Below are 17,194 nucleotides of genomic sequence, written 5' to 3'. Positions count from 1 at the left end.
TTTATTTCATTGTTTTTTCATAATATTATTTTCCCCTCTAATAAACCATATATTCACCATAAAACAAAAGAAAAGGCATTATAGGATTTAAAAAATCAAATAATACCTTTTCACTCATAATTAACTTAACTATTTTAGTAAAGTGGGAATCTATCGCAAAGCGATTTAACTAAGCCCTTTAAAGTATTTTCATCAGTTTTTTCTTCAAGAGTTAGACTAATGATATTTGCAATTTCTTTCATGTCTTCCTCTTTCATACCTCTTGTAGTAACAGCAGGAGTACCAATTCTAAGACCACTAGTTACAAAAGGACTTTCAGTTTCAAATGGTATAGTATTTTTATTTGTAGTTATACCGATATGATCGAGTAATGCTTCTGCCTTTTTACCAGTTAAGCCTTTGTTTCTAACATCTACAAGCATCAAATGGTTGTCAGTTCCACCCGAGACAAGTCTAAAACCTTTTTCTACAAGACTATCAGCTAAAGCTTTAGCATTCTTTAAAACTTGTTTTTGATAATCTTTAAAACCATCTTCTAATGCTTCCTTAAAACTAACTGCTTTTGCAGCAATAACATGCATTAGTGGACCACCTTGAATACCAGGAAATATTGATTTATCAATTTGCTTAGCAAATTCTTCCTTACAAAGTATAACTCCACCTCTAGGTCCTCTAAGAGTTTTATGAGTTGTAGTTGTAACAAAGTCTGCATAAGGAACTGGACTTGGATGTAGTCCTGCAGCTACAAGACCTGCTATGTGAGCCATATCAACCATTAAATATGCTCCTACTTCATCAGCTATTTCTCTAAATTTTGCAAAATCTATTACTCTAGGATAAGCACTGGCTCCTGCAACTATGAGTTTAGGTCTTTCCCTTAATGCAATTTCTCTCACTTGATTATAATCTATAGTTTCAGTTTCTTTATCAACACCATAAGCTACAAAGTTGTAGTATGTACCAGAAATATTTACTGGACTACCATGAGTCAAATGACCGCCATGAGAAAGATTCATACCTAGAACCTTATCACCAGGCTTTAGTACTGCAAAGTATACTCCAAGATTTGCATTTGCCCCAGAATGAGGTTGGACATTAGCATGATCTGCTCCAAAAAGCTTCTTTAATCTATCCCTAGCAAGATCCTCTGCTATATCAACAAATTCACAGCCTCCATAGTACCTCTTTCCTGGATAACCCTCTGCATACTTATTTGTTAATTGGCTTCCCATTGCCTCCATTACTTGCTTACTAACAAAGTTCTCTGATGCAATAAGTTCAATTTTACTTCTTTGTCTTTCTGTTTCTTGCTCGATTACTTTCATTATTTCTGGGTCAAATTCTCTAAGGTTACTAAAATCCATAATCATTTGTCTCCTTTCTTTAAATAGACTTTTTATAAAGCATATTATTTAATACCTTTTCCATATATAATATATCATTTAAGTAGAATATAATAAATAGTTATTAATTGTTTTTAATAAAAAGTTTATTTTATTAGACTTATTATGTATAATATTGTAATGATTATTTAGATATTTAAATATAGTATTGTTTTGATATAATAAAATTATAACGTATGAGGAGGTGTTATAGTGGAGACAAAAAGAGAAGCTAAAAGATTACTAAGCATGGCGACTCTAGCTGGTAAAATAATGCTTGAAAGTGGAGCTGAAACCTATCGTGTGGAAGATACAATTTCTAGGATATGTGAATCAAGAAGCTATATCACATATTCTGGCCCCTTTGTAACTCCTACTGGAATACTATTATCAATTGGTTTTGGTGATGATATATTAACATACATACAGAGAACTAAAAGTAGAACCATAGATTTAAATAAGATTGCTCTGGTGAATGAATTTTCAAGAAATTTTGTTAGCTCTGAAATGACAATTGATGAGGGCTTTAAATACCTTGAAAAAATAGATAGTAAGAAAGCATATCATAGCCTTACCAATATTTTATTTGGTGGATTTGGTGCAGGATTTTTCTCCCTTTTATTTGGAGGAACTATTAATGACTTTATCTGTACATTTCTCATAAGTATGCTAGTAATAAAAACTAATAGTATGCTTGGAAAAATTAATATGATATACTTTATAAATAATTTTGTGGCAGCAGCTATCGGTACTTTTTTAGCCATAATATCAGTTAAACTTGGATTAGGAAGTAATATGGATAAAATAATAATTGGTATTATAATGCCATTAGTTCCAGGAGTAGCGATAACAAATGCTGCTAGAGATTCTATGCTGGGAGACTTTCTTGCAGGCATGTCAAGAGGCTTTGAAGCTGTAATTGTCGCACTATCTGTTGCCTTTGGAGTAGGACTAATGCTAATTATTTTTCATGGGGGAATGTAATTTTGTTTTATATAAAGCAATTTGTTTATGCCTTTTTATCTACTGCAGGTTTTGGTGTGTTTTTTAACATACCTAAGGACTCAATCATTAAATCTAGCTTAGGCGGTGCGATGAGCTGGGTAGTATATATTATTTCAGTTAGATTGTTCTCTTCTTCAATTGGAGGTACACTTTTGGCGGCCATAACAGTAGGTTTCTTAGGTGAATTTATGGCTAAGCATTTTAAAAAACCTGCTACAATATTTATAATACCAGGAATTGTTCCATTAGTACCAGGTGCAGGAATGTACTATACAATGTTAGAGGTAATTAACAAAGATTTTATAAGCGCTGCTGAATTAGGCACAGAAGCTATATTTATTGCATTGGCAATTGCAATAGGAATAATCGTATCTTCTTCATTTAGTAGGGCTTTACTTAATCAAAAAACTAAAAGATAATTCAATAAAAAGTAAAATAGCCTGAAAAATTTTGCATTTTATCAAGGCTATTTTTTGTTTTATATATATTGTTTTGTCTATTTAGTTGATTTAATAGTAAAGTTATGTTACTTAGTGTATTTAATCATGGTATCTATTAGATTGTCTAAAACTTCATCTTCTCCTTTGCTTTCAAGATGCTTTTTTAGACAATCCTTCATATGACTTTCTAAAATAATTCCACCAACTTTATTAAGTGCCGCTCTAGCAGCTGCTATCTGTATTAAAATATCTCCACAATACTTGTCTTCACTTACCATTCTCTGTATTCCTTTTATCTGCCCTTCAATTCTTCTAAGTCTTTTTAAAATATTGTCATTATTATTTTCCTTAATAGTTTCCATCCAGACACCCCCTAGAGTATATCCGATAAAAGCAGAATCAATTGTTTAATATTCTTGTCATCTCAATAATAACTTTATCTTTCCTCTTGATTTTCTTATCGATTATCCTCAATACGATATAAGACAATCCTAAAAATACTAAGCCTACGAGAAAGCCATATGTTTCATAGCCAGCATAGCCAGCAGATTTAAAAATATTTATGCCTCCTGCAATTCCTGCTATCATGGCTAATAATGGAACTAGATATACAATAGCGGCAAACTTTATAATCTGACTTGTATGTGATTTAAGTTCTACATAATCTCCAGGCTTAGCACCTAGAGTATTTCTTATCTCCAATGAAACGCCTGGCGTATTGCAGCTTGAACCACATGAAGCACAATTTTCTCCACATGCCGATGTTCTTCCAACTACGACTTTTGCCATATCCTCATTAGTGGTGATGACAAACCCAATCTGTTCCATATTTCACCTCCAAATCATAAGTTACATATTATTTATACCCAAAATATCTTTAATAACCTCAGAGGCAATAATTAATCCTGACACTGAGGGAACAAATGAAACACTCCCTGGAATTTGTCTTCTTACAGCACATGTTCTATCCTTGTTTGGACAAATACAGTCAGTCTTACAATTTCCACTAATATTTTGAGGTACAATTGGTATTTCCTTTGAATATACGACCTTGAGGCTTTTAATATTTCTATTTCTCAATTCTTTCCTCATTACTTTTGCTAGAGGACAAACGCTGGTCTTATAAATATCTGATACCTCAAGCATAGTAGGATTTAATTTATTACCAGCTCCCATGGCACTGATTATGGGAATATTTCTGTTTTTACATCTTTCAATTAAGTCCAGTTTTGCTGAAACCATATCTATAGCATCTATTACATAGGTATAATCGTCTTTTAATAACCTTTCAGCACTATCACTATTATATAGTTCTTTATGAGCAATCACATTTGCTTTTGGATTGATATCCAATATACGCTCCTTCATAATATCTACTTTAGGCTTACCTACTGTCTTTCTAGTGGCATGTATCTGTCTATTTATGTTAGTAAGGCAAATATCATCGTCATCTACAAGTACAAAAGATTCTACCCCACTTCTAGCGAGAGCCTCCGCTGAAAAGCTGCCAACTCCTCCAATCCCAAATATTGCAATTTTACTTTCCTTAAGTTTTTGTAAACCTTCTGTCCCTATCAACATCTCTGTTCTCGAAAAAGAGTGCAGCATATATTACATCTCCTTATATAATATTATATTAATTCAATTTAATAGCCAAATAAATAATAGCATAGTTTTAGTTATACATCAATAATGTGATATTTATACTATAAGAGTACAATTGTGGATGTATCTAGATTAGGATATAAAATCCCATATTTTGTATGTTTATGTAGTCTAATTCATTTATTTTTAAAATAAATGCTTACTTCAAATTTTTAGAATATATAATTTCAAAACCATCTTCATTTTGTATAAAATAAAATAGATTATGTCAAATTATCAAGCTATTTTCTTGACTTTTAAAAACAGATTTCTGTTTTTTAGAATTAAAGTGATTTTCTATAATAGTATTTATTATCTTCGTCCATATCTGTTGATTTTCTAAATCCAACACTACTCCAAAACCTTTCGTTTGATTCGTTTGTCGGGGTCAGTTCAATGTATGAGGCACCTTCATCCTTAATATACTTTTGGACCATTAAGTAAGCTAACTTGCCATAACCTAATTTTCGATGCTCTGGCGCAATACAATATTCCATTAAAAAGCATTTTCTGTCTTCGTCAAAGTATGTAACATGCATTAAAAAACCAACGATATTTTCATCTTTAGTTATAAAAAATATTCTTAATGGATTTGTTTCTCTTGTTCTTAATTTATCAATCGCATTTCTATATTCATCGGAATAAAAGTACTCTAAGTCAAATTCATCCCCAAAAGATGCATTTAAAGATAATTCATTGATGTAGCTATCAAACATCTTCCAAAATGTAACTATATCGTATTCATTTTTTGCCATGGATAATCTTAAATTTTTCTCCATTATAATCCTCCCATTCTACTATATCTTCTTTACAAAATTTACTATTTTCTTTAGATTATTTATCACCCATTCTCCATTGTTTTCTCCTTTTCTATCAATATGAAATGAAGTAAAACACACAATACCTTTTATTTTAATTCTACTTTTTCTCATAAAGTCCTTCAATTTATTGGTGAATTTGTATATCATTTAGATATTTCATTAATCCAGCATAATAACTTCCTAAAAACAGCAAAGCCTAAGGTCTTCATTACAAATCAGAACCTTAGGCTTTTACTATATCTCTTTATTCATTTACTGTAGTGCTTACATGCACCTCTTTAAGCTGATTTTCTGTTAAAATTGTTGGTGCGTTTGTTAGCAGGCAGGTTGCACTTTGTGTCTTAGGGAATGCTATGACATCTCTGATGTTATCACTGTCTGTAAGAAGCATTACTAATCGGTCAAAGCCATATGCTATCCCGCCATGTGGTGGTGCTCCATATTTAAAAGCCTCTAATAAAAATCCAAATTTATCCCAAGCTTCATCCATTGTAAAGCCTAGGGCTTTAAACATTCTCTCCTGTAGCTGTGAGTTGTTTATTCTGATACTTCCTCCGCCTATTTCATCTCCGTTTATAACTATGTCATAAGCTTTTGCCCTTACTTTTTCTGGTGCTGTTTCTAATAGCTCTATATCTTCATCTACTGGATGGGTAAATGGATGGTGCTTTGCTACATATCTTTTTTCTTCTTCATCGTATTCAAATAACGGGAATTCTGTTATCCAAACTAGTTTATATTCATCATTGTTAATTAAATTAAGTCTTCTAGCAGCCTCTACTCTTAGGCTTCCTAAGGATGCAAAGACTACAGATGGTTTATCTGCGACTATTAATATTAAGTCTCCTTTTTTAGCTTTCATCCTTTCTATTATACCATTTAGTTCCTCTTCCTTTAGGAACTTAGCTATAGGTGATGTTATACCTTCATCAGTTATCTTAATCCATGCTAATCCTTTTGCTCCATATGTTTTAACAAAATCCTCTAGCTGAGAAATGTTTTTTCTAGTAAATTCATCTCCATGGCCATTAATATTTATTGCTCTTACATCTTCACCGCTTTTAACTGTATCGCTAAATACCTTAAATTCACTATCTTTAACTATTTCAGACAGACATTTAATTTCAAATCCAAATCTTAAATCTGGTTTGTCAGAGCCAAATCTGTTCATGGCTTCATTATAAGTCATTCTATCTATTGGGAGAGATATTTCTACTCCTTTTAACTCTTTAAATATCTTATAAATTAGCTTTTCATTTATAGCTAATACATCTTCTATGTCTACAAAGGACATTTCAATATCTATCTGTGTAAATTCTGGCTGCCTATTTGCCCTTAAATCTTCGTCTCTAAAGCATTTTACTATCTGGTAGTATCTTTCCATGCCTGATACCATTAGTAACTGTTTAAACAGCTGTGGAGACTGTGGCAACGCATAAAATTTACCTGGGTTAACTCTGCTGGGCACTATATAGTCTCTAGCACCTTCTGGAGTAGGCTTTGTCAACATAGGTGTCTCAACTTCTACAAAGTGATTTTCATCTAAAAACTCTCTTACTAGCTTTGTAGCTTTATGTCTCATCTTTAGATTGCTTTGCATTGAAGGCTTTCTTAAGTCTAAATACCTATATTTTAAACGCATGGCTTCTGCTACATCGTCATTATCCTTAATATAAATAGGTGGTGTCTCTGCTTCATCCAATATTTTTAATTCTTCAACAAATACTTCTATTTCACCTGTTGGCAGCTCTTTATTTATTGATTGCCTTTTATATATCTTACCTCTAATAGCTAATACATACTCGCTTCTTATGGCTTCAGCTTTATTAAAGGCTTCTTCTGAGATATTGCTGTCAAATACCACTTGTGCTATACCAGAAGTATCTCTTAAGTCTACAAATATTAATGAACCAAGATTTCTTCTCTTTTGAACCCAGCCCATTAATACCACTTCTTGCCCTTCATTTTCTATTCTAAGGCTTCCACACATATGTGTTCTTCTTAGATTGCCCATTGATTCTCCCATAATGTTACCTCCCTAACCTTGATTTCAATTCATCTATTAAATTGCTTAGCTTTACCTCTTGCTGTTCTCCAGTATGCATGCTTTTAAGAGTTACTACTCCTTTTTCTACTTCATCATCGCCAATTACAATTGTATACTCAGCTTCTAGCTTGTCAGAATACTTAAATTGAGCTTTTATGCTCCTTCCCAAATAATCCTTATCAGCTGAGATCTTATTTTTTCTTAGATTATTTAAAAGTCTAAATGCTTCTTTATCAGCTTTTTCTCCTATTGTTACTATAAATATATCTAAGCCCTTTTCTCTAGGAATTTCTATTCCATTATTCTCTAATGTGAGTAATAGTCTTTCTATACCCATTCCAAATCCAACAGCTGGTGTATATGGTCCTCCAAGTTCTTCAACAAGTCTATCGTATCTTCCTCCGCCACATACAGTACTTTGAGAACCTATTTCTTTTGATATAAACTCAAAGGCAGTTTTAGTGTAATAATCTAAGCCTCGCACTATTTTAGGATCTACTTTATACTCAATACCAGCTATGTCTAAGTACTCTTTAACCCTTTCAAAATGCTCACTACACTCATCACATAAATGGTTAATCATAAGTGGAGCATCTGTTATTTCAGCCTGACATTTTTCATTTTTACAGTCTAATATTCTCATAGGATTTTTTTCATATCTTGATTGACATGTTTCACATAAATTATCTAGCTTATCTTTTAAATACTCTCTTAGCTTTAAATTATAGTCTGCTCTACATTTTGGACAGCCAATATTGTTAATATTAAGACCAATACCTTCTACTCCAAGAACTTTATAGAAATTATATACAAGAGACATAACTTCTACATCTACTGCTGGCTGACTGCTGCCAAATACCTCTATTCCAAACTGATGAAACTCTCTTAGCCTGCCGGCTTGTGGTCTTTCATAACGATAGCATGGAGTAATGTAGAAGAACTTTAACGGCATTGCACCAGAGTACAATTTATGCTCTATGAGAGCTCTAACTACAGGTGCTGTTCCCTCTGGCTTTAAAGTAATACTTCTGCCTGCTTTATCTTCAAAGGTATACATTTCTTTTTGAACAACATCTGTAGTCTCTCCTACCCCTCTTTCAAAAAGCTCCGTATGCTCAAATACTGGTGTTCTTATTTCTTTGTAGCCAAAGCTTTCACACACATCTCTAAAAATCTTCTCTATATATTGCCATTTATATACTTCCGTTGCTAGTATATCCTTGGTGCCCTTAGGCGCCTTTGTCAACATACCTTTTCCTCCTTAATTATAAAATATTTTAAAAAATAAAAAACACCTCCATCCTTGTCAAATAATTTGACAGGGACGAGAGGTGTTATTTCCCGTGGTGCCACCCTTGTTGGATATCATAGATATCCCACTTTAAAACCATTAACGCTGGCTAACGTATATGCCTACTGGCTTTCAGCATATCTACTCCAGGATGTCTTCGTTAAATATTAGTATCGATTTTCCACCAGCATCGACTCTCTTTAACTAAGTGATCTAACTACTCTTTCCATTCATAATATTTATGTATTGTTTATTATTATAGTTTATGTAAATATTTATGTCAATGTTTTAAAATAATATTCCTTTCTTTGTATCATCTCTTCAACTCTATTTATGTATTCTTTTAAATCTTTTACATTTGGAACTCTTTCTATTCTGTTTTCTTTTGGATAACAAATTTTAGTTACCCCTCCTGCGCCTACTGCTAAAATAGTTTGTTTTTCTTCCATGATTAAGATGTTGTATATACATTCCCTTCCTATCCTGGAATATCCCACATTTTCAAAATTCCCCAGTATTTGTTTTTGCCTATACATATAGTAAGGATGCATATCCATTCGTTCTGAATAGCTTCTTGTAATCCCTAACATTTCCTCAATAGTATTCTGTGCTGTTAGGGAGTACTCACCTAAGCTTTTTTTTAGCTTTGATGCTCTCTTTATTGCCATTGTATGAACAGTAAGGTTATCTGGATTTAGCTTTATTATTTCATTCATAGTAGCCTTTATTTCTTCAGGGCCTTCTCCTGGTAATCCAACTATAATATCCATATTTATAGTTTCAAATCCTACATCCTTAGCTAATCTATAAGCATCAATTATATCCTGTGGAGTATGGTTTCTGCCAATTAAGGACAGCGTCTTTTCACACATAGTTTGAGGATTGATGCTTATCCGCTTTATATCATTATCATGAAGCATTAAGAGCATGTCCTCAGTTATTGTATCTGGCCTACCTGCTTCCACTGTAAATTCTCTAATACAGTCTTTACCAAAGGTCTCATATATGTTCTTAATAATTTTTTCCAGGCTTTTTACTGGCAGCGACGTTGGAGTTCCACCACCAATATAAACTGTATCTATGGTTTTATTTTTTAAAAGTGCCTTTATGCTATGAACTTCATAAATAAGCTTATCTGTATAAATATCTACTAAATCGCCATATTTACCTATTGGATTTGATAGAAAAGAACAATACAAGCACCTTGTAGGACAAAAAGGTATATTAACATATAGGCTAAACTTATTATCATCTATCTTGCCTATAACCTTTTTTTCAACTAATGCAATATCTAATGTAAGGTTAGCCTTGTCCTCGTGTAATCTATACTCTTTTATTAATATATTCATTATTTCATTTTTTTCAATACCTTTGTCTAATAAATCATGTACTATCTTTGTAGGTCTTATGCCAGTTAAGACTCCCCATGGAGCTTTTATTGAATTAATTTCAGTTAATGCGTTAAAAATAGATTGCTTTACTGCAAGCTTAGTTACTTTATTCTTATTATTCTCTTTTATATCAATTTCGGTAACCTCATCTATAGTATCACTAACAATAAGCTCTTTTCCTCTAAAAACCTTTGTATTTACAATAGCTTTATTCTCAGTATATGACAAGGAACTTACTATTAAAAAGCTTTGTTTATCAAAAAAAGCTTTATTTTCAATAATTTCTATATCCGTGTTAAAATAAAAAACTTTTATTAATTCCTTAACTTCATATCTAAAATCATGTCCTTCTAAGTATACAAAAATCATTTTCAATCCCCTTGCAATTCAACATCATATTCCCTGTATAGCTGAGTTAAATGAGATTTTGGAATCCCTAATTCACTTGCTAATTCTCTATCATTTAATCCCATTTCCTTTAGTTTAAGTAAGTCCTGATTATTTATATCCTTTAAAAAGCTATGGTCACTATAGTTAAAGTTGAAATTTTTCATACAGAATCCTCCCAAAGTTATTTGTTATTATTCTTCCACTTATCTTTGAGAGTATTCTATATATTATTTAATAGCAAAAGGATTTGTTTTTTTCTCTAGGCCTATATTAGTTGCTGGTCCGTGTCCGGGTAATATGATTGTATCATCGCTATACCTTAATAATTTGTTATTTACTGAATCAATAATTGCCTCATAAGAGCCACCATGAAGATCAGTTCGTCCAATTGAGCCCTTAAACAAAGTATCTCCTGTAATCAAATAATTTTCAACCTTTAGACTTATACCACCCATTGTATGACCAGGTGTATGAATAACTTCAATTTCTAAATTGCCAATACTTAAAATGTCTCCGTCTTTAAGCAATCTATCTGGTTTAATACTTATTCTACCAGTAGACATTACAGCAGTAAGATTAAGCTTAGGATCTAGAATCATCTCTTCATCTTTTTCATGAATGTAAACAGGGCAGCTAATCACATTCAATAATCCAGGTATCCCTGCTATATGATCCCCATGACCATGAGTTAATACTATGAATTTAATTTTAAAATCTAGCTCTTTTGATTTTTTGATTATTTCTTCTGGTTCACCACCTAAGTCTACTATCATTGCTTCTTTGGTGTCTTCGCACATTACAATATAGCAGTTTGCTGCATAAACTCCTAATGGTAATCTTTCAACAATCATTAAAAATCCTCCTAAAAATCCTTTTTGCTATCTATTATTATGGTAACTGGTCCATCATTTATTAAAGATACATCCATATGTTGCCCAAAAACACCAGTCTTAACATTTATACCATAGGTACTACATTTTTCAACAAATTTTAAATACATCTCATTAGCTATATGAGCAGGAGCTGCGTTCATGAAATTTGGTCTCTTACCTTTTCTTGTATCTCCAAACAAAGTAAACTGTGACACAACAAGTAGTTCTCCATTAACATCTAATAAAGAAAGATTCATTTTATCATTTTCATCTTCAAAAATTCTAAGATTAGCTATTTTATCACTTAGATAATTAATATCTTCTTCTGTATCATCATGACCCACACCTAATAATACTAAAAGTCCCTTGTTAATTAAACTTACCATTTCATCATTTACCCTAACATTTGCTGTTGAAACTCTTTGTATGACTGCTCTCATTTAAATCTCCCTTCTAGGTTATAACTCTATATACATCAATAATTCCTTCAAGTTTCCTTATTTTTTTCATTAACTCTTTTAATTGTTCTATATCTTTAATTTCTAAGGTCATGTTCATAAGAGCCGTTTTTTCCTTACTTGTTCTTGCATTTAAGGATGTTACTGTAAGCTTCATATCTGCTAATAGCTGAGTAATTTCAGTTAATAAGCCATATCTATCTGTAGCTTTGATTTGTATTTCTGCTTGGTAGGAGGTTTTCTTATCTGTATCCCATTCTACATCAATAAACCGCTCCTGTATGTCTAAACTTTTCACATTAGGACAGTCACTTCTATGAACAGATACTCCACGGCCCCTAGTAATATATCCCACAATATCGTCTCCAGGAACAGGGCTACAACATTTAGAAAATCTTACCTTAATATTATCTACACCCTTTACTGAAATTCCTTGAGTCGGTTTGTATTCCTTTTTAGGGATTACAGTAGGTATTTGCTTGTTTACTAAATCCTTTTCATCAATTTTTTGGCTATAATACTCTTTATAATTTTCTTTTAGCTTATTTATTACTTGAGATAAAGTAATGCTACCATATCCTATTGCTGCATATAAATCATCAACGTTATTTAAACTAATTTTCTTAGCTAAAGATTTAAGCCAATCTTCTTTTAGAAACTCAGTTAATTTGTATCCTTGTCTTTTCGCTTCTTTTTCTAATAATTCCTTACCTTTGTTTATATTTGTATCTCTTTCCTCTTTTTTAAACCACTGTTTTATCTTACTTTTTGCTTGGCTGCTTATAACTATTTTCAGCCAATCCCTACTTGGTCCGCTACTGCTTGATGAAGTTAATATCTCAATAATATTACCATTTTTTAATTTAAAGTCTAAAGGCACAATTCTGCCATCTACCTTTGCTCCGACACAATTATTTCCTATTGCCGTGTGAACTCTATATGCAAAGTCTAGAGGGGTAGAGCCTGCAGGTAAACTTATAACGTCTCCTTTTGGAGTAAAAACAAATACCTCGTCAGTAAATAAATCAATTTTTAAGGATTCCATAAATTCCTTAGGGTCTTTAAGCTCTTTTTGCCACTCAAGAAGTTGTCTTAACCATGTTAGCTTATTTTCAAATCCATCTGTCCTAGTTATACCCTCCTTGTATTTCCAGTGAGCTGCAATACCATACTCTGCAGTCCTATGCATTTCCCATGTTCTTATTTGTATTTCAAAAGGTTCCCCTTGGGGACCAATTACAGTTGTATGCAAAGACTGATACATATTGGGCTTAGGCATAGCAATATAATCTTTAAATCTTCCTGGAATTGGTTTCCACAAGGTATGAACAATACCAAGAACTCCATAACAATCTTTTACAGAATCTACTATAACCCTTATAGCTGTAAGATCAAAGATTTGTTCAAATGTCTTATTTTGGTAGACCATTTTTTTATAAATACTATAAAAGTTCTTAGGTCTTCCGCTTATGTCGTTTTCTATTTCCATTTCATCTAATTTTTCTTTCAATACTTCTATAACATTTAAAATATATGCTTCTCTTTCTCTTCTCTTTTTAGATACTTTTTCTACTAGGTCATAATAGCCTTCTGAATCAATATATCTTAATGAAAGATCCTCTAGTTCCCATTTAATTGTTGAAATACCCAGTCTATGGGCTATTGGAGCATATATTTCCAGGGTTTCTAGTGCTTTCTCTTTCTTTTTTGCATCAGACATATACTCAAGAGTTCTAATATTATGCAGTCTATCAGCTAGCTTTATGATAATCACTCTTATGTCTTTCGACATGGCAATTACCATTTTTCTCAAGTTTTCAGCTTGGGTTTCTTGTTTAGTTCTATATTTTAATTTTTTTAGCTTTGTCACGCCGTCTACTAGATTGGCTATTTCTTGGCCAAATTCTTTAGCTAAGGTTTCATAAGTTACATCAGTATCCTCAAGAACATCATGCAAAAGACCCGCAGCAATTGTTGCGGTATCCATATTTAACTCTGCCAAAATCATAGCCACATTAAAAGGATGAACAAAAAATCTTTCGCCTGAATTCCTTAGTTGCCCAGCATGGGAAGATTCAGCAAAGTTATATGCCTTTATTATCAAGCCTAAGTCACCATGAGGATTGTATTCTTCAATTTTTTGAATTAAGTTTTCTAACAATTCTCTCAACCTCTCACTAAAGTCTAGTTTCACATAAATATATAAATATAGTATAACAGATTCAGATGTTTCGTGAAATAATTTAATATAAAAACAAAAAATAATTTCTATAAAAACAGCCCATAATTTGGGCTGTATTGCATTTTAGAAAAATATTCTCTATCCTATTGGAACTTTACTAACGAAAATACATTATAATCAGAAAGGGATTTTCTCCCATTAATATCTTCTAGCTCTATGAAGAATCCTACTGATACTATGTCTCCACCTAGTTGTTCAATCATTTTGCATGTTGAAAGTGCAGTTCCTCCAGTTGCAAGTAAATCATCAATTACAGCTATTCTCTGACCCTTCTCTATAGCATCCTTGTGCATTTCAAGCTTGTCTGTACCATATTCAAGCTCATATTCAAAGCTTACAGTTTCTGAAGGAAGCTTTCCAGGTTTTCTTACAGGTACAAAACCAACTCCAAGCTCGTATGCAAGAGGAGCTCCTATTAAAAAGCCTCTAGCCTCTGGCCCTACGATAAGGTCTATATCTTTATCTCTAAGTTGTTCAGCCATTTGCTTGATACATGTATTAAATGCTTCTTTATCCTTTAATACAGTTGTTATATCTCTGAAATTAATACCTTCCTTAGGGAAATCTAAAATACTTCTTATTTTACTTTTAAAGTCCATTATGCTTCCTCCTTTAATTTAAAAAATTAAAATTGTTTTTTAAATTGATAATTTCTTTTGATATGTAACAAAGCTTGTCGTAAATTGAAACATTAGCAATATCAATTTTATTATCTGGTTTTTTAAGCACTTTTACAATTAAGAATCCATCTTTTATAATGTAGTCTAATAGCTTTGCGCCTTTTAATATTTCTACTATAGTTATAAACTTAAACCTATTTATATCAATTCTAGTTTTGTTAAATAAGGAATTTAAATACTTATCTATTTCAATTCTAAGATATGCTTCTTTTCTTGTTATTAAGGTTTTATATATTAATCTTATATCATCAACTTTAGGCATTATATCTTCAATTAAATGTTGGTTGTTAAAAAAGTCACCATCAACCACTAACACTTGAAAATCAGCATTTTTAAAAAAGCCAATCATATCCATTAAATAGCTTTGAGTAAAGCACATATCATACATAATGACTTTATCATATTTGGTAGTGTCTAGACGACTCAAAATAGGATTAATTATGATGTCACATGGATTATGCTCTACTGGGTTATTATAGGCAATGCCTATTCTTTTAATAAACTCTCTTCCTTCATACTGCATTTTATTAAGTAGCTTAGATAAATTGAAAATGTTATTGACAATAATCAAAATATTACTGTTTTCGCCAATGGAGTTTATTGTATAATCTATTCTTTCATATTCATTTAGATACTGTATAGATAATTTCTCTAGATTAAGCTCTAAGCTTTTATTTGATTCTTCAATTATAGGTAAAAGAGAAACAATGTAATCCTCAGATGCAGTTAGTAATTTTGCATATGATATAATTATGTCTTTTATTATAAGTTGAACACATTGTTGCCCTAAATAATCATTGATATCTATTGATGCAATTAAATCAATTCTCTGACCAACCTCCAAAATATCTAAGTACCTACCAAAATTAAAACCTATACAGTCTATACATTGTCCTTCTTTCTCCATAGTCAGCTTCAAGTGCTTTCCATCCTTCCCTACAGGTCTAATAGCTTTAACCGAAGCTCCTCTAAATAAAAAGCTAGGGCTGGAATTATCTATTCCAAATGGTTCAAGAGATTTTAGCTCATAAGCCGACTTCAATACAATTTCTTCAATATCAATATCTGCATCAACTATGGTTTGAGGTATAAGGTCTGCATCAGCAAGTATCTCATCAGCAATATCATTTATCCTCTTTCTTAATTCTTCAATATTATCTTTTTTTATAGTAAGTCCAGCAGCTTGGCTATGTCCTCCAAATTTCACAAATAAATCCTTGCATCTATTTAGATTCTCATATAAATTAAACGTTGATATACTTCTAGCTGAACCCCTTCCCTCTTCTCCTTCTATAGATATTAGAATACTAGGTCTATGATATTTTTCTGTTATTCTGGAGCTCACTATACCAATAACACCACTATGCCAATTTTCCGATGCAATTATTAGAACCTTCTCTTTCTCTAGATCAATTTCCTTGCTGATAATTTCTTCAGCCTCTTTCAATATCTGAATTTCAATATTCTGTCTTTTTATATTTTCTTCATCTAGCATTTTAGCTAGATATTTAGCCTCTTCATAATCTTTGGTAATAAAAAGATGAACAGCATACTTTGCCATACCAATTCTACCAGTAGCATTAATTCTTGGTCCTATGACAAATCCAATATGTCCACTTGTAACCTCTTTATTAATAAGTCCAGTAACTTCTAAAAGAGCATTTACCCCATGATTATCAGTGGATTTAATCATATTTAGACCATTTTTTACTATTATTCTATTTTCACCTGTTAGAGAAACTACATCAGCTACTGTACCTATAGCCACAATAGGTAATATACTCTCGTAATTTATGGTAGTATTCAACCTGAAAGCTAAGGCTTGTATAAGTTTTAGTGCAACACCTACTCCTGCTAGCTTGTTAAAAGGGTACTCATTATCTATTCTGTTAGGGTTAATAACAGCTACAGCATCAGGAAGCTTTTCTCCACAAGCATGGTGATCAGTTATTATTAAGTCTATCCCTATTTTTTTGCAGTATTCAGCTACTTCAAAAGACTGAATTCCACAATCAACACTGATTATTAATTGTCCTTCTTTATTTTTTATATAATCAATAGCCTCAGTATTGAGACCGTACCCTTCAGACATTCTATCAGGAATGTAAAATTCTATATTCTTGCATAAAGTTCTTAGAAAAATAATTAATATAGACGTACTGGTAACACCATCTACATCATAATCTCCATATATCCAAATATTTTCATTTTTATGTATTGCGTGGACAATTCTATCTACAGCTATATCCATATCCTTTAATAAAAAAGGATCTAGGAGACCTTCAATATCTGGATTTAGGAAATCTTTTGCTTTATTTATATCAATTATTCCTCTATTCATCATAACTTTTGAAGCAAGTTTTGAGATACTAAGAGCTTCACTTAGTTTATTTACTATTATGCTATTATCTTCAGCAACTTTTATGAGGCTGTTAAACTTTATCATTTGCTCACCTACTAAAAGAAAATACACTATTATTATATCTTATACTAATATTCTGTTCAACAACAATATATTATCCAATAAAAAA

The 17,194-nt window shown here is 31.8% G+C and carries 17 protein-coding genes and 1 other annotated feature; of the genes, 2 read left to right on the top strand and 15 right to left on the bottom strand.

The window, feature by feature from the left end; all coding sequences use genetic code 11:
- Nucleotides 1-134 precede the first annotated feature (134 nt).
- Complete coding sequence (gene glyA / locus QO263_RS11465; RefSeq protein WP_285621433.1) at nucleotides 135-1,364, bottom strand: serine hydroxymethyltransferase; 1,230 nt, start codon at nucleotides 1,362-1,364, stop codon at nucleotides 135-137.
- 231 nt (nucleotides 1,365-1,595) lie between these two features.
- Between glyA and QO263_RS11460 the strand changes: the two genes are divergently transcribed.
- Together QO263_RS11460 and QO263_RS11455 are read left to right on the top strand one after the other, a co-directional pair.
- Nucleotides 1,596-2,366: a threonine/serine exporter family protein gene (locus QO263_RS11460; protein WP_285621430.1), complete on the top strand. Its 771-nt coding sequence runs from the start codon at nucleotides 1,596-1,598 to the stop codon at nucleotides 2,364-2,366.
- Between the two features lie 2 nt (nucleotides 2,367-2,368).
- Nucleotides 2,369-2,806: a threonine/serine exporter family protein gene (locus QO263_RS11455; protein ID WP_285621427.1), complete on the top strand. Its 438-nt coding sequence runs from the start codon at nucleotides 2,369-2,371 to the stop codon at nucleotides 2,804-2,806.
- A 107-nt stretch (nucleotides 2,807-2,913) separates the two neighbouring features.
- Here QO263_RS11455 and QO263_RS11450 read toward each other — a convergent pair whose 3' ends face one another.
- From QO263_RS11450 to recJ, 14 genes are all read right to left on the bottom strand, one after another.
- Nucleotides 2,914-3,189, bottom strand: coding sequence for a metal-sensitive transcriptional regulator (locus tag QO263_RS11450; RefSeq protein ID WP_285621425.1), 276 nt, complete (start codon nucleotides 3,187-3,189; stop codon nucleotides 2,914-2,916).
- A gap of 37 nt (nucleotides 3,190-3,226) precedes the next feature.
- Nucleotides 3,227-3,655: a SoxR reducing system RseC family protein gene (locus tag QO263_RS11445; RefSeq protein WP_285621423.1), complete on the bottom strand. Its 429-nt coding sequence runs from the start codon at nucleotides 3,653-3,655 to the stop codon at nucleotides 3,227-3,229.
- Between the two features lie 21 nt (nucleotides 3,656-3,676).
- Complete coding sequence (locus QO263_RS11440; protein WP_285621420.1) at nucleotides 3,677-4,435, bottom strand: tRNA threonylcarbamoyladenosine dehydratase; 759 nt, start codon at nucleotides 4,433-4,435, stop codon at nucleotides 3,677-3,679.
- 320 nt (nucleotides 4,436-4,755) lie between these two features.
- On the bottom strand, nucleotides 4,756-5,250 hold the full coding sequence (locus QO263_RS11435) for a GNAT family N-acetyltransferase (protein WP_285621417.1): 495 nt from the start codon (nucleotides 5,248-5,250) through the stop codon (nucleotides 4,756-4,758).
- Nucleotides 5,251-5,268: 18 nt separating this feature from the next.
- Nucleotides 5,269-5,403, bottom strand: a complete 135-nt coding sequence (locus QO263_RS11430) for a hypothetical protein (protein WP_285621411.1) — start codon at nucleotides 5,401-5,403, stop codon at nucleotides 5,269-5,271.
- A gap of 133 nt (nucleotides 5,404-5,536) precedes the next feature.
- Nucleotides 5,537-7,318, bottom strand: a complete 1,782-nt coding sequence (aspS, locus tag QO263_RS11425; protein WP_285621408.1) for an aspartate--tRNA ligase — start codon at nucleotides 7,316-7,318, stop codon at nucleotides 5,537-5,539.
- A gap of 4 nt (nucleotides 7,319-7,322) precedes the next feature.
- The gene (gene hisS, locus QO263_RS11420; protein WP_285621405.1) at nucleotides 7,323-8,588 is read right to left on the bottom strand and encodes a histidine--tRNA ligase; all 1,266 of its coding nucleotides are present in this window, start codon (nucleotides 8,586-8,588) and stop codon (nucleotides 7,323-7,325) included.
- Between the two features lie 68 nt (nucleotides 8,589-8,656).
- Nucleotides 8,657-8,873 (bottom strand) — a binding site (T-box leader).
- Between the two features lie 32 nt (nucleotides 8,874-8,905).
- Nucleotides 8,906-10,390, bottom strand: coding sequence for a coproporphyrinogen dehydrogenase HemZ (gene hemZ, locus QO263_RS11415; RefSeq protein ID WP_285621403.1), 1,485 nt, complete (start codon nucleotides 10,388-10,390; stop codon nucleotides 8,906-8,908).
- Nucleotides 10,391-10,392: 2 nt separating this feature from the next.
- A complete protein-coding gene (locus QO263_RS11410; protein ID WP_285621400.1) occupies nucleotides 10,393-10,575 on the bottom strand; it encodes a hypothetical protein in 183 nt (60 codons plus the stop codon).
- Nucleotides 10,576-10,638: 63 nt separating this feature from the next.
- A complete protein-coding gene (locus QO263_RS11405; protein ID WP_285621398.1) occupies nucleotides 10,639-11,262 on the bottom strand; it encodes an MBL fold metallo-hydrolase in 624 nt (207 codons plus the stop codon).
- 11 nt (nucleotides 11,263-11,273) lie between these two features.
- The gene (gene dtd / locus QO263_RS11400; RefSeq protein ID WP_285621395.1) at nucleotides 11,274-11,723 is read right to left on the bottom strand and encodes a D-aminoacyl-tRNA deacylase; all 450 of its coding nucleotides are present in this window, start codon (nucleotides 11,721-11,723) and stop codon (nucleotides 11,274-11,276) included.
- A 13-nt stretch (nucleotides 11,724-11,736) separates the two neighbouring features.
- Entirely contained in the window at nucleotides 11,737-13,902 is a 2,166-nt protein-coding gene (locus QO263_RS11395) for a RelA/SpoT family protein (RefSeq protein WP_285621393.1), read from the bottom strand.
- A gap of 164 nt (nucleotides 13,903-14,066) precedes the next feature.
- Nucleotides 14,067-14,582 carry an adenine phosphoribosyltransferase gene (locus tag QO263_RS11390; protein WP_285621392.1) on the bottom strand — a complete coding sequence of 172 codons (516 nt, stop codon included), beginning with the start codon at nucleotides 14,580-14,582 and terminating at the stop codon, nucleotides 14,067-14,069.
- A gap of 13 nt (nucleotides 14,583-14,595) precedes the next feature.
- Complete coding sequence (gene recJ, locus QO263_RS11385; protein WP_285621390.1) at nucleotides 14,596-17,109, bottom strand: single-stranded-DNA-specific exonuclease RecJ; 2,514 nt, start codon at nucleotides 17,107-17,109, stop codon at nucleotides 14,596-14,598.
- Nucleotides 17,110-17,194: the final 85 nt, after the last annotated feature.

Origin of the sequence: Proteiniborus sp. MB09-C3, from assembly GCF_030263895.1 — a bacterium.
Classification (GTDB): domain Bacteria; phylum Bacillota; class Clostridia; order Tissierellales; family Proteiniboraceae; genus Proteiniborus.
The sequence above is the reverse complement of the archived record's forward strand: the minus strand, read 5'-3'. Positions and strand labels throughout refer to the sequence as shown.